22 protein-coding genes are annotated in these 24,756 nt (G+C 39.5%); 17 read left to right on the plus strand and 5 right to left on the minus strand.

Annotation, left to right across the window (positions count from 1 at the left end; genetic code table 11):
• The first annotated feature begins 22 nt into the window (after positions 1-22).
• Positions 23-460, plus strand: a complete 438-nt coding sequence (locus tag J2Z40_RS12615; RefSeq protein ID WP_066397765.1) for a YaaR family protein — start codon at positions 23-25, stop codon at positions 458-460.
• Positions 461-512: 52 nt separating this feature from the next.
• On the opposite strand, the gene J2Z40_RS12620 is transcribed toward J2Z40_RS12615, so the two are convergent.
• Positions 513-1,550, minus strand: coding sequence for an HD-GYP domain-containing protein (locus J2Z40_RS12620; RefSeq protein ID WP_066397762.1), 1,038 nt, complete (start codon positions 1,548-1,550; stop codon positions 513-515).
• A 193-nt stretch (positions 1,551-1,743) separates the two neighbouring features.
• On the opposite strand from J2Z40_RS12620, the gene J2Z40_RS12625 reads away from it, so the two are divergent.
• A complete protein-coding gene (locus tag J2Z40_RS12625; protein ID WP_066397759.1) occupies positions 1,744-2,019 on the plus strand; it encodes a hypothetical protein in 276 nt (91 codons plus the stop codon).
• 237 nt (positions 2,020-2,256) lie between these two features.
• Positions 2,257-2,808 carry a ribosome hibernation-promoting factor, HPF/YfiA family gene (gene hpf / locus J2Z40_RS12630; protein WP_066397756.1) on the plus strand — a complete coding sequence of 184 codons (552 nt, stop codon included), beginning with the start codon at positions 2,257-2,259 and terminating at the stop codon, positions 2,806-2,808.
• 279 nt (positions 2,809-3,087) lie between these two features.
• On the opposite strand, the gene J2Z40_RS12635 is transcribed toward hpf, so the two are convergent.
• Positions 3,088-3,216: an FbpB family small basic protein gene (locus J2Z40_RS12635; RefSeq protein WP_083953961.1), complete on the minus strand. Its 129-nt coding sequence runs from the start codon at positions 3,214-3,216 to the stop codon at positions 3,088-3,090.
• Positions 3,217-3,545: 329 nt separating this feature from the next.
• On the opposite strand from J2Z40_RS12635, the gene J2Z40_RS12640 reads away from it, so the two are divergent.
• From J2Z40_RS12640 to prfB, 5 genes are all read left to right on the plus strand, one after another.
• Positions 3,546-5,459, plus strand: coding sequence for a YecA family protein (locus tag J2Z40_RS12640; RefSeq protein ID WP_066397755.1), 1,914 nt, complete (start codon positions 3,546-3,548; stop codon positions 5,457-5,459).
• A 926-nt stretch (positions 5,460-6,385) separates the two neighbouring features.
• Positions 6,386-6,796 (plus strand): type VII toxin-antitoxin system MntA family adenylyltransferase antitoxin, encoded by a 411-nt coding sequence (gene mntA, locus J2Z40_RS12645; RefSeq protein ID WP_066397752.1) that lies wholly within the window; start codon positions 6,386-6,388, stop codon positions 6,794-6,796.
• Positions 6,789-7,196 (plus strand): type VII toxin-antitoxin system HepT family RNase toxin, encoded by a 408-nt coding sequence (gene hepT / locus J2Z40_RS12650; RefSeq protein ID WP_066397747.1) that lies wholly within the window; start codon positions 6,789-6,791, stop codon positions 7,194-7,196. The genes mntA and hepT overlap by 8 nt, the downstream gene beginning before the upstream one ends.
• Before the next feature lie 504 nt (positions 7,197-7,700).
• The gene (gene secA, locus J2Z40_RS12655; protein WP_066397745.1) at positions 7,701-10,205 is read left to right on the plus strand and encodes a preprotein translocase subunit SecA; all 2,505 of its coding nucleotides are present in this window, start codon (positions 7,701-7,703) and stop codon (positions 10,203-10,205) included.
• A 664-nt stretch (positions 10,206-10,869) separates the two neighbouring features.
• A protein-coding gene (gene prfB / locus J2Z40_RS12660) for a peptide chain release factor 2 (RefSeq protein ID WP_157087851.1) occupies positions 10,870-11,971 on the plus strand; the annotation gives its coding sequence in 2 pieces (ribosomal slippage) (positions 10,870-10,941 and positions 10,943-11,971; 1,101 coding nt in all).
• Positions 11,972-12,053: 82 nt separating this feature from the next.
• Here prfB and J2Z40_RS12665 read toward each other — a convergent pair.
• On the minus strand, positions 12,054-12,509 hold the full coding sequence (locus J2Z40_RS12665; RefSeq protein ID WP_066397732.1) for a hypothetical protein: 456 nt from the start codon (positions 12,507-12,509) through the stop codon (positions 12,054-12,056).
• 218 nt (positions 12,510-12,727) lie between these two features.
• Here J2Z40_RS12665 and J2Z40_RS12670 point away from each other — a divergent pair, with 218 nt between their 5' ends.
• From J2Z40_RS12670 to J2Z40_RS12690, 5 genes are all read left to right on the plus strand, one after another.
• Positions 12,728-13,582 (plus strand): YitT family protein, encoded by an 855-nt coding sequence (locus J2Z40_RS12670; RefSeq protein ID WP_066397730.1) that lies wholly within the window; start codon positions 12,728-12,730, stop codon positions 13,580-13,582.
• Between the two features lie 52 nt (positions 13,583-13,634).
• Complete coding sequence (gene cccB, locus J2Z40_RS12675) at positions 13,635-13,982, plus strand: cytochrome c551 (RefSeq protein ID WP_066397727.1); 348 nt, start codon at positions 13,635-13,637, stop codon at positions 13,980-13,982.
• Between the two features lie 1,053 nt (positions 13,983-15,035).
• Positions 15,036-15,722, plus strand: coding sequence for a cell division ATP-binding protein FtsE (gene ftsE / locus J2Z40_RS12680; protein WP_066397725.1), 687 nt, complete (start codon positions 15,036-15,038; stop codon positions 15,720-15,722).
• Complete coding sequence (ftsX, locus tag J2Z40_RS12685) at positions 15,712-16,605, plus strand: permease-like cell division protein FtsX (RefSeq protein ID WP_066397723.1); 894 nt, start codon at positions 15,712-15,714, stop codon at positions 16,603-16,605. The genes ftsE and ftsX overlap by 11 nt, the downstream gene beginning before the upstream one ends.
• Positions 16,606-16,841: 236 nt before the next feature.
• Positions 16,842-18,296, plus strand: a complete 1,455-nt coding sequence (locus tag J2Z40_RS12690) for a S41 family peptidase (protein WP_066397722.1) — start codon at positions 16,842-16,844, stop codon at positions 18,294-18,296.
• A 567-nt stretch (positions 18,297-18,863) separates the two neighbouring features.
• On the opposite strand, the gene J2Z40_RS12695 is transcribed toward J2Z40_RS12690, so the two are convergent.
• On the minus strand, positions 18,864-19,622 hold the full coding sequence (locus J2Z40_RS12695) for a TerC family protein (protein WP_066397721.1): 759 nt from the start codon (positions 19,620-19,622) through the stop codon (positions 18,864-18,866).
• Positions 19,623-19,884: 262 nt separating this feature from the next.
• Between J2Z40_RS12695 and J2Z40_RS12700 the strand changes: the two genes are divergently transcribed.
• A complete protein-coding gene (locus J2Z40_RS12700) occupies positions 19,885-21,078 on the plus strand; it encodes a PDZ domain-containing protein (protein ID WP_066397718.1) in 1,194 nt (397 codons plus the stop codon).
• A gap of 312 nt (positions 21,079-21,390) precedes the next feature.
• Here the strand turns inward: J2Z40_RS12700 and J2Z40_RS12705 are convergent, their stop codons facing one another.
• Positions 21,391-21,963 (minus strand): GNAT family N-acetyltransferase, encoded by a 573-nt coding sequence (locus J2Z40_RS12705; RefSeq protein WP_066397716.1) that lies wholly within the window; start codon positions 21,961-21,963, stop codon positions 21,391-21,393.
• Positions 21,964-22,133: 170 nt separating this feature from the next.
• On the opposite strand from J2Z40_RS12705, the gene J2Z40_RS12710 reads away from it, so the two are divergent.
• From J2Z40_RS12710 to J2Z40_RS12720, 3 genes are all read left to right on the plus strand, one after another.
• The gene (locus tag J2Z40_RS12710) at positions 22,134-22,583 is read left to right on the plus strand and encodes an HIT family protein (RefSeq protein ID WP_066397707.1); all 450 of its coding nucleotides are present in this window, start codon (positions 22,134-22,136) and stop codon (positions 22,581-22,583) included.
• Positions 22,584-22,781: 198 nt separating this feature from the next.
• On the plus strand, positions 22,782-23,312 hold the full coding sequence (locus J2Z40_RS12715) for an RNA polymerase sigma factor (RefSeq protein WP_162840502.1): 531 nt from the start codon (positions 22,782-22,784) through the stop codon (positions 23,310-23,312).
• Entirely contained in the window at positions 23,299-24,738 is a 1,440-nt protein-coding gene (locus tag J2Z40_RS12720) for a hypothetical protein (RefSeq protein ID WP_066397702.1), read from the plus strand. Before J2Z40_RS12715 ends, J2Z40_RS12720 begins: the two co-directional genes overlap by 14 nt.
• The last annotated feature ends 18 nt before the right edge of the window (positions 24,739-24,756 follow it).

Here is a 24,756-nt window from a genome sequence, read left to right on the forward strand (position 1 = left end):
TTGTTAATAAAGGTGTGGGAATATGGAAGTTAATCGAGTATCTAAAGCCTCCCTATCGAAAGTTGACTTGAAAGAGAAGGTAGCAAAAGGTTCGATTTCATTTCAATCCGTAATGAATAAAAATCAAAATGAACAGACGTTAGAGACTTTGTATGCGAAGATGAAGGACATTGAACAGCAGGGAGAGAAGCTTGCTGAACAGCGCACAGTTGAAAGTCTCCGTAAATATAAAAAAATGGTGAAAGACTTTTTAAACTATGCTTTAAAAAATGGCTTAGAGCTGCAAGAACAATTCGGCTTTAGCCAGCAAGGGACAACACGCATTCATCGAATTGTAAAAGAAGTGGACAAGAAACTAATCGATTTAACAAATGAAGTGTTAGACAAGGAATCGGAAGGCTTGAACATTTTAGATAAGGTTGGAGAAATTAAAGGGATGCTGATCAATATTTATACATGATCGGTACTAAAAAAGGACTCAAAAGAATTTTATTCTGCTGAGTCTTTTTCTTTTAAACGATATGATAGTTTCTTGCATCTTCTGGAGTCTGATCAATTAAATGAACAAGTTTGATGTCTGACTCCTTCCGCAAATCCACATACTCCCCATTCATTTTTACCAACGGCTGATACGGCTCATTCTCATGAATGAAAACAATTTCAGCTTCTTCCCCATTGCTGAGCATCACTTTCTCAGAGATGTTTTGTCTCATTAAATAGCGGACAAAAGGAAGGACGATGGCTGGGTTGAGCAGATTGACTTGTGACTCCTCAATGAGGTCGTACACACTTGTGAAATGTGGGTTGTCCCCTTCTTGATGGAGATTCATATAAATATCATTGAAATGATCAGCGACGGATACAATTTGAACGAAATAAGGGATGCCGCCTTCTTTGCGATTCGTTGGATAGCCGCTTCCATTCATCCTTTCATGGTGCAAAAGGGCAGATAATGGGACAAGCGGATTGATGTTCGGGATTAATTTCAATAATTTATAGCCGTTTTCTGTATGTTTTTCGATTTGTGTTTGTTCATTTTCTCCATCCATTCCGATCATGCCGATTTCATGGAATAGCCCCATTTCGGCAAGCAGGTAGCAATCTTTCTTTTCTAGACCTAATAGCTTCCCTATAATCGCGGAAAGGATGCCGACATTGATGCTTTTCAGTGTAATTAGATCCTCGCCCTTTGTGTGCAGGACTTTGAGGATGGCAATATCTTCAAGAGCTAATTGAATGAGGGAATGATAGCGCTTCCTTAACTCAGGCAGGTCGATCTCCTTCATCTGATGAAATTCTTGAAATGTTTGACTTATATAAGATTGAATGGATTGATAGGGTTGTGCACTTTGTAGCTTTCGCTGAATTGGCTTGCTTTTGCTGCTTTGTTCCATGGCAACCTTTGTACCAAAGCGATATTTTTGAAGCAAAAGGACATGAATTTCTTTAAGAATTGTTCCCTTTTTCAATAACAAGATCCCTTGTTCAGAGAAAATGTCCTCTCCTAGCGCACTCCCAACTAGATCAAATGAAATTTCGGTCTGCACCATGTCTAATTCCCCCTTACGCTCTATATTACTATAATTAAAATTTATCATTTTTTGCAGGAAAAATATACTGTATTTAACCTTATTTGGTAAAATGGGTAAAGTATCCTGCGCATATTGGCCTAGTATTGACAATTTTAATAAACAATGGTTATATTATCCTCTGAAAGAATATTTTTCAATAAAGGTGATTAAAATGACTAACTCTCATATATGTGAAAAACCTGTGTTAACAAAGCATGAATACTATCAAAATCTGTTAAAAAGTGAATTGCATTCTGTGAAGTCGGTAAAGATTCCGACAGTAAATGACTCGATTTGCATATTGGAGTTGGTGGACTGGATCATTGAAGAATATTCGCCAAAGCAACTGGAATGCCTTGTGACCGAAATAAAAATTATGAAGAAACGAACAACGAATATTAAAGCTTTTTTAGCAATTATTGCTATTGGGTTAATGAATAAAAACTAATCATTATTTTTAGAAAATGGTTAGTTTTCTCGCATCTCCCCCTCAACTTATGAATCTTCATTACTTTCCAAGAAAAATAAATCTTCACGATTCCGACAAATTTTTTAAAGTTTTTTCATGTACTAGCAGGAGAAATGTGGGGTAAAATAGAAATGTAACTACATAGTCTTTTTTATAAAAGGCTAAGCACATTTTTATACGTGCAGTATTTGGATAATGAAAAGGAGGAGTTCACTTATGAATTATAACATTCGTGGTGAAAACATTGAGGTAACTCCAGCTATTAGAGAATACGTAGAGAAGAAGATTGCCAAGCTAGAGCGGTATTTTACCGAATCTCCAAATGCAAATGTAAATGTCAATTTGAAAACATATCAAGATAAAACATCTAAAGTAGAAGTAACGATCCCAATGCAAGGTCTAGTGCTTCGTGCGGAGGAAGTTCATAATGATATGTACGCTGCGATTGATTTAATTTCAGATAAATTAGAGCGCCAAATCCGGAAGCACAAGACGAAAGTCAATCGTAAATTCCGTGAAAAGGGCAATCTGCCAGATATGTTTGTGACGTTAGAAGACACTGAAAGAACGCTAACAGATGATGAGAATGATTTAGAAGTTGTTCGCCAAAAGAGCTTTGATCTAAAGCCGATGGACAGCGAAGAGGCCATCCTGCAAATGAATATGCTCGGTCATAATTTCTATGTATTCACAAATGCAGAAACAAGCCTAACAAACGTAGTATACAAGCGAAAAGATGGCCGTTATGGTCTAATTGAAGCTCAATAATATGATTATAGAAAGCCCCGCTGTCAAAAGCGGGGCTTTCATCATTATCTATGAATGGAATCCGTTATTCCTTGTGATCCATATATTTGAATCCTTGGTGGATTTTTCACCTCCAAGGTAATTGCTGAGTGATAGGATGTTTCAAGTATACTTCAAAAGGTAAAGGCGAATAGCCACTTTTTCCATGCTGCGATTTTCAATTAAATGAGTTCTCCTCTTTTTTTATCATTTTTCTAATAAGAGGGATCTTTTACACCGTGATTGCTCCTTTATACTTACTTATTTTGTTTGTGCGTGTTTTTCATCCATTTTTCTTTCAATTTTTTCTAGTTGCTGCTTATCTTTTAACAACTCTTCTTTATTCTTCTTTGTTAATTCCTCAAGTGAAAGTCGGAATTTTCTATTCATGTGAATCCTCCTTTATAGTTAAAAAAGGCCTTTACCACAATAGGTAAAGGCCAAAAATAAAGACCATTACCGCTCGGTAAAGGTCTGGCTAACAATTTTTTAGGTTGCCAACAATGCCGAGAGCAAATGCTCTGAAATGACGACAATGCTGTAAAAGCTACTCCCCTTTAGGGAACAACTATTCAATTAATAAAAATAGTATATAAATTTTATTGTTTTATGTCAATAATGGAGTTTTAGAAACTAGTAAAAATGTTAAAACTTAAGATAAATAAGAATGATAGAATAAAGGGAAGATAGATGATAAAAGAGTGGAGAGGACGCTTGAAATGACAGTTGTAAAAGTAAGCCGGAATGCGCCATGTCCGTGTGGAAGTGGAAAGAAATACAAAAAATGCTGTGGGAGCAAGGATGCAGTGTCGATTACTGATGTCATCGATAAAGAAATTGTCGAACTTCAAAAAGAAGCAAGAGCGTTTGCCTTTCAACGCTATGAATTCGAAATGCGAATGGATTTTGATGATTTGCTTGATGTGCTGGAAGAGGCAAGTGAGGAAGATGTCAATTTCTATGAGTTTTTACACCCCTTTTGGTATCTTGTTTTTGAACCATTAGAAGGTGAAGAAACGATTATGCAGAAATTTATTGCCCAGAAGCTTCGGAAGATTTCTAGATTAAGGGTGAAGGACGTTTTAGCATCTTGGAAAAAAGGTTTTGCCGTTGCGGGGGTGGTGAGGGAATCGAATGGCAGCAGCCTGCTCCTTGAAGATGCATTGACTGGAAAACAGTATCCGATTATTCTTTTTGATCATTCACAAGGGTTTGAAGAAGGGGTATTTGCCTTTGCAATCCTGCATCGCTATGAGGATAAATTTACTGCATTTCCAACCCTTTTTGACCTATCAATTGAGTACACAGCTGATTATGAAGCTTTTATTCAGAATGAATTTATGAATTCAGGGTATGACAATCCAGAGGAATTTCTGGAGGAGATGTTTCTTGAACTCATGCATGATACACCTAAGGCTGGGTTATCGCTTAATCTTCAAGAGGTTGAATGGCCTAATAATGGAGCAAAGCAGGTGGCTGAACGATTTGAAAAAGATATGAAAGCTGCTGGAGAGCTCGGCTGGGTCATTAATTTGGGAATTTTGCTTTGGATGGAATATTGCGAGCAAACGAATAAGAAGATTCAGAAGCCTGAAAACTATGCGGCAGCACTACGTTATCTTGTTTCCACGCTGGCTCCAGTGAACGAAGAGTTAACGCAAAAGCAGCTAGGTGAGATGTATGGATTGTCAGCAAACCGTGTGTCTAGCTACTATAGTGAAATCTATTATGTGGTAGAGGATCAGATTGATCATATGTTGGAACTGGAGCACCAGATAAACAGTCCTGTTCTAGAAGCGGAATTTCAAGACGTGCTAAAGGAAATAGAGGACAATCAATTTGACAATATCGAGGAAATAAGTGATTTCCTGCAGGCGAGATTAGATGGCGGTCCAAAGCCGAAAAAGAATAATCAAAGCAAAAAGGATAAAGCCCAAGAACTGATTTATGCAGCATTTGAAGCGGCTGGAGCAGAAAGATACAAGCTCGCGCAAAAAGCCCTGGAGCTAAACCCGTCCCATGCCGATGGCTATACAATTCTAGCTGAACAGGCAGATTCTCTCGAGACAGCTGCCGGGTTACTTGAAAAGGGCATGCGCCTTAGTCGTGCGGAGTTAGGTGAATCCTTTTTTCAGGAAAATAAAGGGTACTTCTGGGGACTACTCGAAACACGGCCGTTTATGCGCGCAGCCATGAGTTATGCTATGGCTTTACGAGGTCTTAATGAAGGAGAAGCAGCGATTGCCCTATATGAAGAGCTGCTCGCATTAAATCCAATGGACAATCAAGGCGCACGCTATCTGCTCTTCGTCGCCTATTGTGAGGATGAACAATTGCGAAAAGCGCAGGAACTTTTGAAGAAGTTTTCTGAAGACGATGCTCAAGGCGCCTATAATCAAGTCTTGATTGAAACTTTATTAAATGGGGTGACCCCAAAAGCGGATAAACTACTGCAAAAGGCAAAAAAGGCAAATAAACATGTCATCGATTACCTAACAGGCAAGAAAAGGCTTCCAGCCACAATCCCCGCTTATTACAGCTTTGGGGATAAAAACGAAGCGGCTGAATACGTAAATGAACATCAACATCTTTGGGATAGAATCCCTGAATTGCAGAAATGGCTGAGTAAGTAAACGGAGAGCATTTAGTGCTCTTCGTTTTTATCAAAAAAACCGTCAAAGAGTCCTTAATAGAGGTCCTTGAATCCCGAGCGGGCGAAAAGAGTTGTTAAAGAGTCCTCGATAGGGGTCATTGAATCCCGAGTGGGCGAAAAAAATTGTTAAAGAGTCCTCAATAGAGGTCCTTGAACCCCGAGTGGGCGAAAAGAATTGTTAAAGAGTCCTCAATAGAGGTCCTTGAACCCCGAACAAGCAAAAAAAATCGTCAAAGAGTCCTCAATAGGGGTCCTTGAACCCCGAACAAGCGAAAAAAATCGCCAAAGAGTCCTCAATAGGGGTCATTGAACCCCGAACAGGCAAAAAAAATCGCCAAAGAGTCCTCAATAGGGGTCATTGAACCCCAAACAAGCGAAAAAAACGGTCAAAGAGTCCTCAATAGTGGTCCTTGAACCCCGAACAAGCGAAAAAAATCGCCAAAGAGTCCTCAATAGGGGTCATTGAACCCCGAACAAGCGAAAAAAATCGCCAAAGAGTCCTTAATAGGGGTCCTTGAACCCCGAACAGGCAAAAAAAATCGCCAAAGAGTCCTCAATAGGGGTCCTTGAACCCCAAACAAGCGAAAAAACGGTCAAAGAGTCCTCAATAGGGGTCCTTGAACCCCGAACAAGCGAAAAAATCGCCAAAGAGTCTTCAATAGAGGTTATTGAACCCCAAGCAGGCGAAAAAAAGTAGCAAAAAGTCTCCAATGGAGATCATAGAACCCCGAGTAAGCGAAAAAAGTCGCCAAAGAGTCTTCAATAGAGGTCATAGAATCCCGAACTAACAAAAAAATCCACAAAGTGTCTTCAATAAGAAAAGAAGGTATCGATACGGTTCACCATGCTCTGTTTAAGTGCAGTTTTTCGTTAAAACACCTATAATAAAAATAAGGTGGTGATAGCATGCTAAAAAAAGAAATTCAGCAGCAGTTAATTCATATGATCAATGAAAAACTAAATCCCTACTTCATCATACTCTTCGGGTCATTTGCGAAAGGGATCGAACGAGAGGATAGCGATATTGATATTGCTTATTTTAGTGCCAAGCAGCTATCATCGTATGAACGTTTTATGCTTGCGGGAGAGCTAGCTTTAATAACTAGGCATGAAGTCGATTTAGTTGATATTAATCAAATCGACACTGTGTTTACAATGCAAATTTTTTCAGAGGGCGAGCCGATTTATATAAAGGACGACAATGAATTTATTCGTCAAAAGATGCGTGCTTACAGTATGTACACAACACTAAATGAGCAGCGCGCTTCTATCATTGAAGCAATTAAAGAGCGAGGAAGTGTTTTTGGCGATGAATGATGTTATTTTAAACAAAACAACGACAATCGAACGCTGTGTGAAACGGATTCACGAAGTGTATGCAGGCAATCGAGCGAACTTAAAAGACTTCACAAAGCAAGACAGTATCATCTTAAACATTCAACGTGCTTGCGAAGCGAGTATTGATTTAGCGATGTATCTTGTCAGTAAGCATAAGCTTGGTGTGCCAAAAGCAAGTCGTGAAGGATTTAAGCTGTTACAAGAAGCCGGATTAATTGATGATGCTCTAGCAAAGACGTTAATGAATATGGTCGGTTTTAGAAATATTGCAATACATGATTACCAAACACTAAATCTCGATATTTTACAAGCAATTTTAGATAACCATATTAGTGATTTTAAAGAGTTTGCGAAAGTCATTTTACAATTAGAAAAGTAACTAAGTATCTGAAAAACTTCTTCCAGATTCATCTATTCCCCTCTCTGCCTATTTCAAACGATAAGGGTACCCTTTACTTCGTCCTTTGCTCAACTAGCAAGCACATTCAAACGAAAGTAAATAGGGAAGGGAGGGTTATCCGAATCTGATTGAATAAGAGAATGGTTTGAAAAACGCAATCTGTCTCTTCCAATTGACATCCACATTATTATAAGCAAACCCTCAACAATCATCCAAATAGCCCCTGCCGTATGAAACTATTGCAAAAAACTCTCCCCTTCAATGAAATGGTCATTAAAAGGTTAACGCAAGAACTGCATCTATTTTCCCCAGGCCTGAAAGCTCCCTCACTCGCATAAGTTGTCACTCAAAAGTGAAAGTGGTAATATAAATAGGTACAAATCGAGCCTCTATGGGAGGATTCTACCAAAAAAAAGCGAATCACTTGATGTATGATTACTTACTTAAAAAATATACATAGTCAAATATAAAGGAGCGTTTTAAATGCTTGGGATTTTAAATAAGGTGTTTGATCAAAATAAACGCGAACTAAAACGTCTCACCAAAATAGCTGAACAAGTGGAAGCACTTGCTGCTGATACAGAAAAATTAACGGATGATGAACTGCGTGGAAAAACAGACGAATTTAAAGCACGTTATCAAAAAGGTGAATCATTAGACGATTTGCTTGTAGAGGCATTTGCGGTTGTTAGAGAAGGTGCCAAGCGTGTTCTCGGCTTGTATCCATATCCTGTTCAACTAATGGGGGGCGCTTCCCTCCATGACGGAAACATTTCAGAAATGAAAACGGGGGAAGGGAAAACACTGACTGCTACGATGCCAGTTTATTTGAATGCGATCTCAGGCAAAGGCGTTCATGTTGTCACAGTCAATGAATACCTTGCTAGTCGTGATGCGAATGAGATGGGGCAGCTATATGAGTTTCTTGGATTAACCGTTGGGTTGAACTTAAATGGCCTAACGAAAGAAGAAAAGCAAGCGGCATACGCGGCAGATATTACGTATAGCACGAACAATGAATTAGGCTTCGATTACTTGCGTGACAATATGGTGCTTTACAAAGAGCAAAAGGTTCAGCGCCCGCTTTTCTATGCGGTAATCGATGAGGTTGACTCGATTTTAATCGATGAAGCACGTACACCGCTTATTATTTCGGGAACGGCACAAAAGTCAGCTGCTCTTTATATTCAAGCCAATGCTTTCGTTCGTACATTGAAAGTAGAAACAGATTACACTTATGATGAAAAAACAAAAGGGGTTCAGCTGACAGAAGAAGGAATGACAAAGGCGGAGCGGGCATTTGGCATTGAAAACCTTTTTGATATCTCACATGTGACGTTGAATCATCATATTACTCAAGCGTTAAAAGCCCATTCAAGCATGCATTTGGATGTGGATTATGTCGTTCAAGAAGGCGAAATTGTCATTGTTGACCAATTTACAGGTCGTCTAATGAAAGGGCGGCGCTATAGTGATGGCCTCCACCAAGCAATCGAAGCAAAGGAAGGGCTTGAAATTCAAAATGAGAGTATGACTCTTGCGACGATTACGTTCCAGAACTACTTCCGTATGTATGAGAAGCTTGCTGGAATGACGGGTACGGCAAAGACCGAGGAAGAGGAATTCCGCAATATTTATAATATGAATGTTATTGTTATTCCAACGAATCGTCCGATAGCCCGTGATGACCGTGCCGATTTAATTTATTCTTCAGTGGATGGGAAATTCCGTGCTGTTGTTGAAGATATTGCTGAGCGTCATAAAAATGGCCAGCCTGTACTTGTTGGTACAGTGGCAATCGAAACGTCAGAAATTATTTCGAAATATTTATCAAAAAAAGGTGTACCGCATAATGTCTTAAATGCGAAAAACCATGGCCGAGAAGCAGAGATTATTCTTGATGCCGGTAAAAAGGGTGCAGTCACGATCGCAACAAATATGGCTGGTCGTGGGACAGATATCAAGCTTGGCGAAGGGATCAAAGAAGTCGGTGGACTTGCTGTTATTGGGACAGAGCGTCATGAGAGCCGTCGGATTGATAATCAGCTTCGTGGTCGTTCTGGACGTCAAGGGGATCCAGGGGTGACACAATTCTATCTTTCAATGGAAGATGAACTGATGCGCCGCTTCGGTTCTGACAATATGAAATCGATGATGGAACGTCTAGGCATGGATGATTCCCAGCCAATTCAAAGCAAAATGGTGTCAAAAGCGGTTGAGTCTGCACAGAAACGTGTGGAGGGCAATAACTTTGATGCCCGTAAGCAGCTTCTATCCTATGATGATGTTCTTCGTCAGCAACGTGAGATTCTTTACGGACAGCGTAATGAAGTATTGGAATCAGAAAATCTTCGTGAGATTGTTGAAAAAATGCTTATGACGTCCTTAGAGCGCAATGTTCATGCATTTGCTCCTGGTGGCGATGAGGAAGAATGGAATCTTCAAGGGTTAATTGATTATGTCAACGGAAACCTTTTATATGAGGGAGACATTACAATTGATCAATTGAAGGGCAAAGATACGGAAGAAATCATTGAAGCCATTTACGCAAAAGTGAAGGAACGCTACGATGAAAAAGAAGAGCTCCTTCAGCCTGAACAAATGCGTGAATTTGAAAAGGTTATCGTTCTTCGCGCGGTTGACTCGAAATGGATTGACCATATCGATGCGATGGATCAGCTTCGCCAAGGGATTCACCTTCGTGCATATGGACAAATTAATCCACTCCAAGAGTACCAGCAAGAAGGCTTCTCTATGTTCGAAAATATGATTGCTGCAGTCGAAGAGGATGTCGCGAAATACATCATGAAAGCAGAAATCCGCAACAACCTACAGCGTCAAGAAGTAGCGAAAGGACAAGCCGTTAACCCGAAAGAAGACGGGGAAAAGGTAAAGAAAAAGCCTGTCGTCAAACAAATGGACGTTGGCCGCAATGATCCATGCATATGTGGAAGTGGCAAAAAGTATAAAAACTGCTGCGGCATTTAATAGGGAAGAATACCGGTGAGCTGAAGGACAGGCTTCGCCGGTATTTTTTTCGAGGCTCTGTTGTTCTTCATTGTTGATTTTCGTGTATGTATGAGAATTCATAAACGGAGGATTCTGCCCAGAAAGCTGAAGAAGCAAAATATAAGCGGAATAATTCCGGTTAATGTAAAAAAGAAAGCTTAAACTGTGAATATAAGCGGAGAAATTCCGGTTAACTGCTTTAATTAAGACAAAATCCACCCATTTGGACAAAATAAGCGGAAAAAATCCGCTTATTTTTAAGGAAATAGAGGTATTTCCCAATATAGCCGGAATTTCTCCGCTTATTTTTTCAAACATTGTAAAGTCAACATTCAGTTTTAACAGAGCTTTTTTCTAGAGAATTATTGCTCTTGGTCAAAAAAGCTCAAGCGGATACCCCCGCAAAAAGGGAGCAATCTAGAGAGAAAATCACCTTTTTCCAAGTAGATGTTCATTCGATTACAAGGTTTTCAAAAATGGCCCGAATAAATTCTTCGCCCATTTTTCATCCATATAGGTGTGATTTATCGGTGTAAACAAGTATAATAATGAATGGGTTTTTTATCGGGAAAATTGACTTTCAGGTAATGAAATGTTACTAATTTTTCAAAGCTCTATTTAAAATACACAATGAGGTGAAGGCATGGAATTAGCAGATATTCGGAATGAACTTGAGAAAATGGCTAAACGATTAGCGGACTTTAGGGGGTCTCTTTGACTTAGAAAACAAAGAGGCTCGAATTGCGGAGCTTGATGATACGATGCTCCATCCAGGCTTTTGGGATGACCAGCAGAAAGCACAGGTCGTCATTGGTGAATTAAATGGACTGAAGGATCAGGTTCATGAGTTATACGATCTAAATGAAACATTTGAAAACCTTGAATTAACGTACGAGCTTGTGAAAGAAGAGGCAGATGAGGAGCTTCAAGCAGAGCTTGAAAGTGAATTAGCCGATCTTGCGAAGCGTCTGAACGATTTCGAGCTTCAGCTTCTTCTAAGTGAGCCTTATGATAAAAATAATGCCATCCTTGAGCTTCATCCTGGAGCAGGTGGAACAGAGTCACAGGATTGGGGTTCGCTGCTGCTGCGGATGTATACGCGCTGGGCAGAGAAAAAGGGCTTTAAAGTGGAAACACTTGATTATCTGCCAGGGGATGAAGCTGGGATTAAAAGTGTCACACTTGGAATTAAAGGACATAATGCATATGGCTACTTGAAGGCGGAAAAGGGTGTCCATCGTCTCGTTCGAATTTCGCCATTTGATTCATCTGGCCGCCGTCATACATCCTTTGTTTCATGTGATGTCATGCCTGAATTTAATGATGAAATTGAGATCGATATCCGTACGGAAGATTTAAAAATAGACACATACCGTGCAAGTGGAGCGGGTGGCCAGCATATTAACACGACAGATTCTGCGGTGCGAATTACTCATACACCAACAGGAGTTGTCGTTACTTGCCAAACTGAACGTTCCCAAATCAAAAACAGGGATCAAGCGATGAAAATGCTTAAATCCAAACTTTATCAGCGTAAAATTGAAGAGCAGGAACAGCAAATGGCAGAGATTCGTGGAGAGCAAAAGGAGATTGGCTGGGGAAGTCAAATCCGTTCCTACGTCTTCCACCCGTATTCTATGGTCAAGGACCATCGGACAAATACAGAAAGTGGAAACACACAAGCAGTCATGGATGGCGAGCTTGATCCATTTATCGATGCATACCTTCGCTCGAAATTAAGTTAATTTTAAAAGCCTTTGCCGATTAAAGTGATCGGCAAAGGCTTTTTATTTGGAATTATAACGATTGCCAAGTGGTTGAAGAGTACTAGACGTGGATTCTTTTCTTCAGTTGATTGATTTCTGTATCGTGGACCCCAGTTTTTCCGCTAAGGTGTTTAATATCAATTTTCGTACCGATTATTTGATCTGATAAAATCTGGAATTGTTTCTCGTGTTGATCTAGCTTTGTTTCAATTTGTCTGAAGTGGCTTTTGAATTCTGTGGCATGGTTATTTATTATTTCCTCTAAGCTGTCAAGTTTATTCTCGACATTGCCTAATCGCTGATCAACATTGTCTATCCTGTTCTCGACATTGCCTAATCGCTGATCAACATTGTCTATCCTGTTCTTGACATTGCCTAATCGCTGATCAACATTGTCTATCCTGTTCTCGACATTGCCTAATCGCTCATCAAGTTGACCAAGCCGCGAATCAATTGCATCAAAACGCTTGGAGTGTCCCTTTACCTGTTCTAATATTTCTTTTAACAGCTGCTCCATGACTTCACCTCCTTTTTCAACATTATACCACGAATTTCTACAGTTCATTCTCCTCTTTAGTTATAGTTCATGATATAAATCCACAACCTAAGTTAAAGCTATTTATCCCTTTAACACATCACATGATTGGCATTTACACATAGTATGCGGCATGCTATACTCACTGTCGGTATCTGTCGAATTAACAGTGGGAGCAACCACTATGAAGGAGAAGGGCTATGCAAAAAAATATAAAGCGAACAAAGAAAGAAGTATGGATGGAATATGTTTATACCTTAATTGGTGCCGCGATTGTGGCAATTACCTTTAACGTGTTTCTACTGCCTAATAAGGTAGCTTCGGGTGGTGTGAGTGGAATTAGTACCATTCTTGATTCTACACTAGGCTGGGAGCCTGCTTATGTACAATGGGCATTTAATATTCCCTTGTTTATTGCAGGCGTTATTTTTCTAGGCAAACAGTTTGGTGCGAAGACGCTTGTTGGAACAATTTTTTTGCCGTTTGTCGTGTTTTTAACAAAGGACTTAGAGCCATGGACGAATGAACCATTGCTTGCTTCCTTATTTGGCGGCATTGGGGTCGGACTTGGACTGGGGATTGTCTTTCGGGGGAAGGCTTCTACTGGAGGAACGGACTTAGCAGCGCAAATCATTAATAAATACACAGGGCTTTCTCTAGGAACATGTGTGGCAATCATAGACGGACTAATTGTTCTATCAGCAGCGATCGTATTTGATATCGAAAGAGGGCTATATGCTTTGCTGGCGCTCTATGTGACAAGCAAAACGATTGATCTTGTCCAATTAGGTTTTAGCCGAACAAAGATGACTTTAATTATTACAGAAAAACAATTAGAAGTTCGTGAAGGAATTTTGAATAAAATTGATAGAGGTGTGACAAAACTAACAGCATACGGTGGTTATACTGATTCAGAGCGCCCAATCCTTATGTGTGTAGTGGATCAAACGGAGTTCACAAAATTGAAACAATTGGTTCAATCTATTGATCCGACAGCCTTTATCGTCGTTACTGATGCATCCGAGGTATTAGGTGAGGGTTTCAATCGCTCGTAGAATTGGTATAATATAGCTGTAGTATGTAAAATTACCAGAGGGGGATTTTTAAGTGAAAAAGAAGCTTCTAGCATTACTTTTAGGCTCTTCTCTTGTTCTAGCTGCTTGTGGCGGCGGGGATGACGCAAAAGAGGAGACAACAGACAAAGGTTCAACTGGTGGCGAAACAACGACAGCTAACGCTGGCGATGCCGAAAAGTTTTATAATCAAAAGTGCTCTAGCTGTCATGGCGGAGACCTTACAGGTGGAGTAGGTCCAGCTTTAGATACTGCTGGTGCTAACTTCTCTAAAGAAGATATCGAAGGAATTATTGCAAACGGTCAAGGCGCAATGCCTGCTGGATTACTTAGCGGTGACGAAGCATCTCAAGTTGCTGAATGGTTAGCTGCTAAAAAATAAAAAAACAATAAGTAAATATATACTACAAGGAATGCTCTGTTTACCGACAGGGCGTTTTTTTTATTGTTTAGGAAAGGGTGAAATCTCGCATGTAAACAAAACGCAGCAGTTAGCATCTGCGTTTTTGTCTAAGGAAAAAAGCATGTCTTCTCCTTAAACAAGTAACTAGCAAAAGTATAATAAGCGGAAATATTCCGCTTATTCGTAGAATGAAGCTCATTTTGGGTGAAATAAGCGGAAATTTTCCGCTTATTCAATGCAAAACCCCTCAATTTCGAACTTTCTGAGTGAATAGGCGGAGTTTTTCCGCTTATTTAGGCTTTTTTTATTAATAATTACGAAATAAGCGGAGTTTCTCCGTCTATTTCTCTGCTTGGCTGCTTAACCTAATCCACTTTGATATGGGATTCAGCACCTTTTCATCTCTGCCCTAGATCATTAAATGATTCCCCCATTCGCCTCGTTTTTGACAATGCTATTAATTTGTGACTTATAGGGGATTAAAACCTGTTCTGCATCTGTAACCCTTCAATAAAAAGAAGCAAGCGGAAATCTGAAACACTTTTATTTTTCTACCGAACTTCATAGTTTTTTGTACGATCGCTTTTTAGTAAACAAACAGAATGGAGCTAGGATCGGCCTAGCCATTTTTTTATTTCCCTTCGCAAATCAAGGTGTTATAAGCTTGTCATGTTATGAAAAGAAACTGTAATAATTTTTCAGAGATATTTGCTGAATGATAGTGTTATAATGGAAAATGTAAAAACATGCGTAGATTATGTTGGATATTGTCATTAATTGGCGAAAATCATATGCGCTCTTTAAGCGTGTTTCTTTTTGAGAGAATAAGAAAGAAATTATTGACTAAGAAAACTGTCTAGCTCAAGCGTCTATCGCCTATCAAACGATAATTCTCCTCCGCAACGATTGCGTCAAGTTCACGCTTACCGTGTTTCCTTTATCGATAGGAAGAGACCTTCTAGTTTGTATAGCGAGACATAAGGCACTTGTGCTTTTCTTAACATAACACAATAGATATTGGGTGTGATATAAATGATCGTAATGCAAGATGTGTATAAGAAGTATCCGAATGGGGTCGTTGCTGCGAATGGGATCGACGTACAAATTAAGGCAGGAGAATTTGTGTATGTTGTAGGACCAAGCGGCGCCGGAAAATCGACTTTTATAAAAATGATGTATCGAGAAGAAAAACCAACAAGTGGGACTATTATTATTAATGGGATTAATCTTGAAAAATTAAAAGCGAGTAAGGTTCCGCTATTACGACGGAATATCGGTGTTGTTTTCCAAGACTTTAAATTGTTACCGACATTAACTGTCTATGAAAATGTGGCCTTTGCGCTAGAAGTAACGGAAGAACAACCGAAATATATTAAAAAACAGGTCATGGAAACATTAGACCTTGTTAATTTAAAACATAAAGCCCGGATGCTGCCAACCGAATTATCAGGTGGAGAGCAGCAGCGTGTTTCGATTGCGAGATCGATTGTTAATGCACCAAAAGTAGTGATTGCGGACGAACCAACAGGGAACCTTGACCCTGATACATCTTGGGAAATTATGAATATCTTTGAAGAAATTAATACAAGGGGTACAACTGTTGTTATGGCTACACATAATAAAGACATTGTAAATAAAATTAAACATCGTGTGATCGCAGTTGAAAGCGGGAGAATTGTTCGTGATGAGTTGAGGGGAGATTATGGCTATGAAAGCTAGAACCTTACGCCGTCATTTGAAGGAAAGTGGGAAAAGCCTTGCCCGCAACGGCTGGATGACATTTGCTTCAGCGAGTGCAGTAACTGTAACACTTATTTTAGTCGGTGTATTTTTCGTCATTATGATGAATTTGAATAAGGTAGCGACATCGATTGAGCAGGAAGTTGAAATTCGTGTGCATATTGATGTAGCGGCAAATGAACAAGACCAAAAGGTTTTAGAGAAACAAATTGATGAAATTAAAGAAGTGAAGTCCGTCCGCTTCTCACCAAAGAAGGAAGAACTAGATAATCTGATCGAAAGCTTTGGTGAAGAAGGAGAAGCCTATAAATTATTTGAACAGGACAACCCGCTAAATGACGTATTCGTTGTAAAAACGAAGATCCCTGAAGATGTCATGAAAGTAGCAGAAAAAATCGAGAAGTTCGAGTATGCTGCGAAAGTAAAATATGGCCAAGGAGAAGTGGAGAAGCTCTTCACCTTCCTAAATGGAGCTAGAAATGTGGGCATCGTACTAATCGTCGGATTGCTCTTTACAGCAATGTTTTTAATCTCCAATACGATCAAGATTACAATCGTTTCGAGAAAAAGAGAAATAGAAATTATGAGATTAGTAGGGGCCACAAACGGATTTATCAGATGGCCATTCTTTCTTGAAGGTTTATGGTTAGGAATCATTGGTGCCATCCTTCCAATTACACTTATCGCAATTTCTTATAACTATATTCACGATTTCCTTGCACCAAAGCTTGAGGGCAATTTCATGGAGATTCTTTCCTTTAATCCATTTATCTATCAAGTGTCAGGATTATTGCTCCTAATGGGTGCACTAATCGGTGTATGGGGAAGTCTTATGTCCGTACGGAAATTTCTTAAAATATAAAAAAAGTGGAGAAGGCCTAGCTTTCTCCATTTTTTGTCTATTTTTAAGGATTTAGTGAAGGTCTTTTTTTAAAAAGGAAATGGAAAGCGCCCCAAGCAAGAATCTACCTCCCTCCAGCAGAAACCAATCATAACTCGTCCTTACATTCATATAATGAAATAGCATCCCTAAATGAAAGGTGAATCGAGCAAAATGCTAGAATACTTAAAAGTGACGCCAAAGAAAGGGAGATGGGGATGAATAAAAAGTGGATTGTGCTATTAATGACAGGATCTCTGTTGACAGGAGCTGGCGGGACATATGCTGGATTACAGTGGATCAATAATAGTGATTCAAAAGCAAGCAGTGAGAATCAAACGTCCCTTACTGAAGATGAGTTTAATTCTCCAACAGATCTAGAAGATTTAAAGAAGGTAGAAAAAGCATACAGTCTGATATTAAATAGCTATGTATCAGATGTAGAGGAAGAGCAGTTGATTGAAGGGGCCATACAGGGCATGCTTTCTACACTTTCTGACCCGTATTCCATTTATATGGACAAGGAAACGGTGAAGCAATTTAACGAAACGCTCGAATCATCCTTTGAGGGAATTGGAGCAGAAGTAAGCATGGTAGATGGGAACGTTGTTATTGTTTCCCCATTTAAAAATTCACCTGCTGAAAAGGCTGGACTGAAGCCGAAGGACCAAATTTTAAAAGTAGATGGGGAAAGTGTTGAAGGATTGGATTTAAATGAGGCCACCTTAAAAATCAGAGGAGAAAAGGGCTCGAAGGTGACACTTGACATTGCTCGGCCAGGATTAGCGAAGCCGCTTGTTATCGAAGTGACTCGAGATGAAATTCCGCAAATTACCGTCTATTCTGATATGAAAAAACAAGATGGAAAAGCGATTGGGTATATCGAGATTACTTCTTTTTCAGAGGATACTGCAATTGAGTTTGAAGAACAGTTGAAGGCTTTAGAGAAAAAGGGGCTGCAAGGATTAGTCATTGATGTTCGCGGAAATCCTGGCGGCTATTTGGAAGCTGTGCAAGAGATTTTAAAAGGACTGGTGACAAATAGCAAACCTTTTGTTCAAATTGAAAGCAGGAATGGGGAAAAGAAGCGATTTTTCTCAAGCCTGACGGAAACAAAAGAGTACCCGATTGCTGTACTCGTTGATAATGGAAGTGCGTCTGCCTCAGAAATTCTAGCAGGAGCACTAAAAGAAGCGGAAGGCTATAAGATTATTGGTGAAAAAACATTTGGAAAAGGAACGGTTCAGCAGCCTGTACCAATGGGAGACGGCAGCAACATTAAGCTTACCTTATTTAAATGGCTCACTCCTGACGGCAACTGGATTCATGATGAAGGAATCGAACCGACGCTAGCAGTGAAGCAGCCAGCCATTTTTCATACCCATCCATTGCAATTAAAAGAGGGTTTAGTCAAAGATATGAACAATGAACAAGTAAAAAATGCACAGCAAATCCTCGAGGGCCTAGGTTTCACTCCTGGCAGGCAGGACGGCTACTTCAGTGACTCCACAGCAACTGCCGTCATGGCCTTTCAAAAATATAATGACCTAGAAGCAACAGGCACAATCGATCAAAAAACTGCTCTAGCACTCGAGCAAGCCATTCAAGACGAAATGAAAAAAGAACAAAATGACATCCAACTCCAAACGGCCTTAAGAATCCTCGCACGATAGCCTAAAAATAGAGGGCATCCGAAAGTTATATTTATACCTTTTGGATGCTCTTTTTTATCAGCATTGTAATGCCGATAATTCATCAAGAAACAATCCCTCAGTAAGAGAGGGGAGATCAGGTTGAGCACCTGAGCGAATAAATAAACGGAGAAATTCCGCCTATTTCGTAATTATTCATAAAAAAGGCCCAAATAAGCGGAGAAATTCCGCCTATTGGCTCAAAAAATTCAAAAGTGAGTGATTTTTTATTGAATAAGCGGAAAAACTCCGCCTATTTCACACAAAACGAGCTCGATTTTGTATTTAAGCGGAAAAACTCCGCCTATTTTGCTTTTGCTCATTATTAGTTTAAGGCCAAGCCACCAAATTGTGAGGTTATAAACCGGGACATTCTGCTCATTAACTAAAGATGCGTTAGTACTAGTTATCAGACTAAAAACGTGGAGGATGCAACCTTACTGCGTTTTACTATGTGAATTTTCATTCTAAAGGTATGCAATTTAGCTTGCTATTGACCATATGAATTCAGTTTTTCTCCTTCACAACCTGAACTACTTCCTTTTCATCCTATGCTCGCTTTTTTTGCGGGGCAAACCAGCCGAGCAGAGCAATGCCGACTAATACACCATAGAAAATCAGTGTCCATAAGGTGCTGTGAGGGAAGTCATGTTCAAGGATGCCAATATCTTCATGGGCAAGGGTGATGACCACTAATTTCACTCCGACCCAAGCCACTATCGCATAAGCAGTTGTTTCCAGTGCAGGACGTTTTTCAAGAAGCTTCACAAACCAGCCGGCTGCAAACTTAATTAAGATCAGACCAGCAATCCCTCCGAGAAGGACAACAATGAACTGACCACCGTCCATTCCGCCGAAATTGCCTAATGGTGAATCGGGAAGACCGAGGGCTAGAGCGACTGCAGCTAGAATCGAATCAATGGCAAATGCAAGGTCAGCCAATGCAATCTTTCCGACTGTTGGCCAGAAGCCTTTCCCAGCGGATTCCTTTTCCTCCTCCTTATGAATATTTTCATTTCTTTTCCCGAATTTGGCTTTGATCACATGTTTTAATCCGAGATAAAGAAGATAAAGTGCGCCTACTGCTTGTATTTGCCAGATATCCGCAATAAAAGAAATAGCAAAAAGTGCAATAAATCTGAAGGCGAAAGCCATAATAATTCCATAATTGATCGCCTTTTTTTTCTGATTTACAGGTAAATGCTTGGCGATAACGGCAAGTACTAGGGCGTTATCCGCTGATAGCAAACCTTCTAACCCAATCAGAATGAGTAATGTCCAAGCATACTGTAGCCAGATTGACTCCATCAGCTTCTCCCCTTTCTATGGCAAAAATGTCATGTAATATTTACGCTAACATTATAATTTCCTAATCAGCGACAAGTATTCTTCGATCATTTAGGTGTTAGCTATATTTATTCAACCTACGCTTTTTTTAATTCCAGAAATATTGCAATAGGTTTTATGTGGACATTTTGGTAGAATAAAGAGTAATAGTGAAGGAGATTGGTCGGTTGTCATCCGACATTTACATATGGCAAAAATGAATCAATAAAGGTAGGTGGCTAAGTTGGCTCTTGAATGGCTGTTTGAAATTGGCAAGGGGATAGGAAAGTTATTCCTCCATCCTGTGTTCTATTATCTTTTTTTTCTTGCTGCTGTATTAGGTGTGTCACGGGTAAAACGGGAGCGACGCGATTTTCATGTTCGTGCAGAGAATGCGTATTTCGAACTTCGCCAGCTACTTCCACTTGGCATCCTCATTGGACTTGGGGTTTCGCTTCTTTCGATTGCCGCTGGACTAGTCATCCCATTAGAAGCGATTGCGCTTACGGCAGTATTCACTGTACTACTAAGCTTTACAACAAAGATTCGCTTAATGGCACCCGCTTATACAGTGGGTTTGGCCTTTTTTGCAACGATTTTTGCTGTTGAACAAAAATGGCCATTGCCAAAATTTTTGACGACATCTACAGAAATGGAAGCATCGGTTTTTCCTGCAATTGCGGTGCTGCTTGCTTTGCTATTAATTGGCGAAGGAATTCTTATTTTCCGAAATGGAAGGAAAGGGTCCTCTCCAAAGCTAATCAAGAGCAAGCGTGGCCAAAATGTTGGTGCGCATGAGGTGAAGCGTCTTTGGATGGTGCCGCTGTTTCTCGTTATTCCTGGAGATGCGCTCCAAAGCCCGTTTGAATGGTGGCCGGTTTTCACGGTTGCTGGTCAAGCCTATTCGATTATTCTTGTTCCTTTTGCTATCGGATTTTTCCAACAGGTTCAAGGAAATCTACCGATCGATGCAATCAAATCAGTTGGCAAAAAGGTGATCTGGCTTGGGGTCATCATGACGCTCTTATCCATTTCAGGCTTTTGGTCTCCGCTCGCATCGATTGCGGTTGTAACAATGGCAATCGTTGGCCGAGAGTTTATTACTGTAAGGCAGCGAATGATGGACGAAAATCAATCCTTCTATTTTTTAAAACAAAATCAAGGGGTTATGATTCTTGGAATTATTCCAGAGTCCCCAGCTAGTCTGATGGGGCTAAAAGTAGGCGAGCTGATCGTGAAAGTAAACGGCATCCCTATTCATGATAAAAAGGGCTTATACGAGGCCCTGCTGAAAAACCGTGCCCACTGTAAACTAGAAGTGCTTGATACAAATGGACAAAATCGCTTTACACAAAGAGCTTTATACGAGGGCGATCACCATGAACTAGGCATCCTATTTGTGCAGGATGAGAGAGGCAAGGGCAGTGAAGCGGTTTGATGTTGTGACCAAATGAAGCCTTTTCCTAAGGCAGCGGTGAAATGATTAAGTAGTTCGGCTCGAAGGTAGAAAAATAAAAAGAAGCAAGCGAATAGTTCAATCTGCTTGCTTCTTTCTATTGGTATGACGTGGATTATGGTCGAAAATAGCAACAGAATTAGCATAGGCTAGGTTAAGTTAAGAGATTCCGCACTTACCGAGCTGAGAAATAGACGGAATTTCTCCGCTTATTTGTTCCTTTTTCTTGTTACTCGATCTTAGAATGATAGTAAAATGGCCTGCATAACAGGGCAACTCTTAACTGCAACTATTTCATTTCTCATTTTGAAGAGCTTCAAAGTCCTGCTTTAACAATGAATACAAATATAAATCATCAAATTTACCACAAGTAAATTCATAATTTCTCAATAACCCTTCTCTTATAAATCCCTGTTTTTCTGTTACCTTTTGTGATGGCATATTTGGCGGTTCAATTAAAGCTTCTATTCTTTGGAAATTTAAATGGCTGAATCCATATGTTATGACAGCTTCCAATGCCTCACTTGCTATTCCTTGCCCCCAGTAACTTTTACTTAGCTCAAAGCCAATTTCAGTTCGAAAATGTTGAGGAACCATGTTAAGAAATCCGCAACTGCCAATAACCTCATCTTCCCCTTTTAAAGTAATTCCCCATCTGATTCCAGTTCCTTCATTAACAATCGATTGATACCATGATATCTCGTTTAAAGCATCGTCAACTGTTTTAAAAGGTTCTAACCCATAAAATTCCATTACCTCTTTATCAGACAGATATTTCAAGATACTATTTGCATCGCTTTTTTCAATTTTTCTTAATATTAATCTATCAGTTTCGAGTACCGGGAAGGTTTCTACTTCATTGGTCATGATCGATCACCTCTTAATTCATTCTTCTGTTAGTTTATCATCAATTTTCAGATAAATGGGTTTTTAACCCTTTCTTTAAGCAAAAATGTTTTGTCCATACAATAACTACTGCCGATACAATAGAAGGATTTTATTTTTACTAGAAAGAAATACAATAGAGAGGTGGTAATATGAATGGAATTAAGACATGTTTAGGGTGTAATTTAGCTAACAAAATTTCGCCTGTAAATATAGTCTACGAGAATGATTTTGTTTGTTGTATTTTAGACCACGACCCATTTAATGAAGGGCATATTATGATACTTCCAAAAGAACATTTTGAAGATGTTGATGAACTAGATGTAGATACGGCAAATGCAATTATCCAGGCGGCAAGGTTACTTTCAAAAGTGGTAAAGCAACTTTATAATCCTGATGGAATAACCATTTGTCAAAATGGAGGAGTATTTAGTGAATTATCTCACTTTCATATGCACGTTGTACCAAGATACAAACATCAGTCATTTGCTAAGTTTTATTTAGATGAGCCATTGGATAATGATAGTTACAAGAGAAGAAATGGAAGTGGCAATAAAGAAAATTATTTCATCTTTTGTCAAATAGCAGCTCTTTTATTATGATGCTTTTTAGAACAGGACTATGCTTGTTTAAGCTTTGAAATAAATAGCCTTTATATGTTCCATAGTTAACTTAAAGAAGCTGTTAATCAAAAAGGGTTAACGCTTTTTTTGAAGCTATTAAGCTAGAAAAGCAATCATATTTATTTTATTTGAAACAAAATCGATGAATACCCGACTTGTTAATAAGGGGGGATGATAATGGGCGAAGGCTTAGATATAGAGAGCTTGTATAGAGAATTTCATAAAGATGTTTATCATTTTTCTTTCTATTTTTCTAGTAATAAACAAGATGCAGAGGATATTACACAGGAAACGTTTATTAAAGCGATACGAAATCAACATACGCTAAGGGATCAGGCTCGGGCAAAGTATTGGCTGCTTTCGATCGCCAGGCATACGGCAATTGATCATTTGCGGAAAAAGAAGTTGAGGTCTACGTTCCCTGCCTTAATAGAGAAAATCTCCAGTCAAGATCGAAAGGACTCTTTGGATGCGTATCTTCTTGAAAAAGAGCATTGGCAGGACATTCAAGATGCGCTGCTTAAAATAAAGCCGCATTATCGGGGGGTGCTCATTTTGCGGGGGATTCAGGAAATGACCATTAAGGAAACAGCTGAAATATTGACTTGTTCCGAATTAAAGGTGCGAGTCGATTTTCATCGTGCTGTTAAAGTGTTGAAAAAGGAATTAGGTAGATTGGAAGGAGTGGATCAAGGTGAAACAGACTGAAAATCTAACTGAAGAGGCTAGACAATTGCTTCGTCCTTTGAAAGAAAGGCCAGACTTAGAGCCTAGCCAAGATTTTGTAAAAGAACTGCATCAGCAAATAAAGCTGGAAGGAAATAAGAAAAGACGTAGAGTGAAAATGGCTCCTCTTTTCGCAGCTGTTGCCGCAATTTGTATTCTTCCTTTAGTTATTTTGCCCATTCTAATTGAACAGGAAAAGGCAGACGCCTTTCTAATCGAGGAAACCTCAACCATCCACTTAGTGGATACGATCAACTATGGAAGTGAAGAAGGGGAAATTGGTTTATATGCTCAAGGCTTGAATCCCGTTAGTAGCTTTGATATCGAGGACGGCACTTTATATCTTTTAGATGAAGCAAGAGCTCAAGTAGTTATTCGAACGAGTGAAGGGACGACCAGATCATTTCCGATTCAAAAAGATCAAAATATGGTGGGGGATCTGGAGGATATTTTGGTCACCAAGGATGAAAATATTTATATTTTAAACGCGTTGGAAAAGTTTGTGTATCAATACGATTCCGATGGAGTGCTGGCAAAGACATATGATTTGTCAACATTGGATTTGTTTTTTCCAGACTCCTTACATGAAGCGGATAACAATGAAATAATTGTGAGTCAAAATCAAGAACGATTTGCTAGCGTCAAAACGAGCACATTCATTGAGGATGAGCATTTGCGCTTTCAATTCAAACGAGAGAATCGCAAGGCAAGTCAATTGCTTCTTAATGATGGGACGGAAATTCCGCTGTACTCCGATTTTGGAATAGGCAATCTAGCATTCCTAAAGGCAACAGAGGAACAAATTATTTATATGCAGACGGTTATTCCTCCTGTATACAGCCCGATTTCAGAGACACATGTAATCGGAATTAATAAACAAGGTGCGACTCTTGGAAGTGTACGTATTCCAGTCGAAAACTTTATCGATAAACCTCAAAGGGTGGAGAACTATATTAAAACAGACAAGAATGAACTGTATCTGCTTATTCCTGAAAAGGGCCATGTTGCCTTATATGAACTCACACTAGGAAAAACGTATGAAAGCTTGATTAAGGAACAAACTGAAAAAGCAATGATCGGCTTTGATTACCAAACATTTGGCAAGCGATTTCCGGAATTAGAGACAGAAATAGGCAAGCTTTTTAAAAATGGCAAAATCCAATATGGAAAGGGAGATTCTTTAAATGGGGCAGCAATCGATGAGCAAGGAACGGTTGTGATTGATTTTAAAGATTTCCTAGCAGGGAGTCCAGCAAGTGCTGAAGCACAAGCATTATTTGAGGCCCTAAACTCAGCTACCTTTGAGAAATTTCCCGAAATCCAACAAATTTATTTTCAGTTTGATGGGAGCTTTAGTGCATGGGTTTATTGGTTAGGAAGCACTGAAGAACCTTGGAAAAGAGAATAAACGAAGGTCCTATTTCTT

Origin of the sequence: Cytobacillus eiseniae, assembly GCF_017874625.1 — a bacterium.
In the GTDB taxonomy this organism is placed as follows: domain Bacteria; phylum Bacillota; class Bacilli; order Bacillales; family Cytobacillaceae; genus Cytobacillus; species Cytobacillus eiseniae.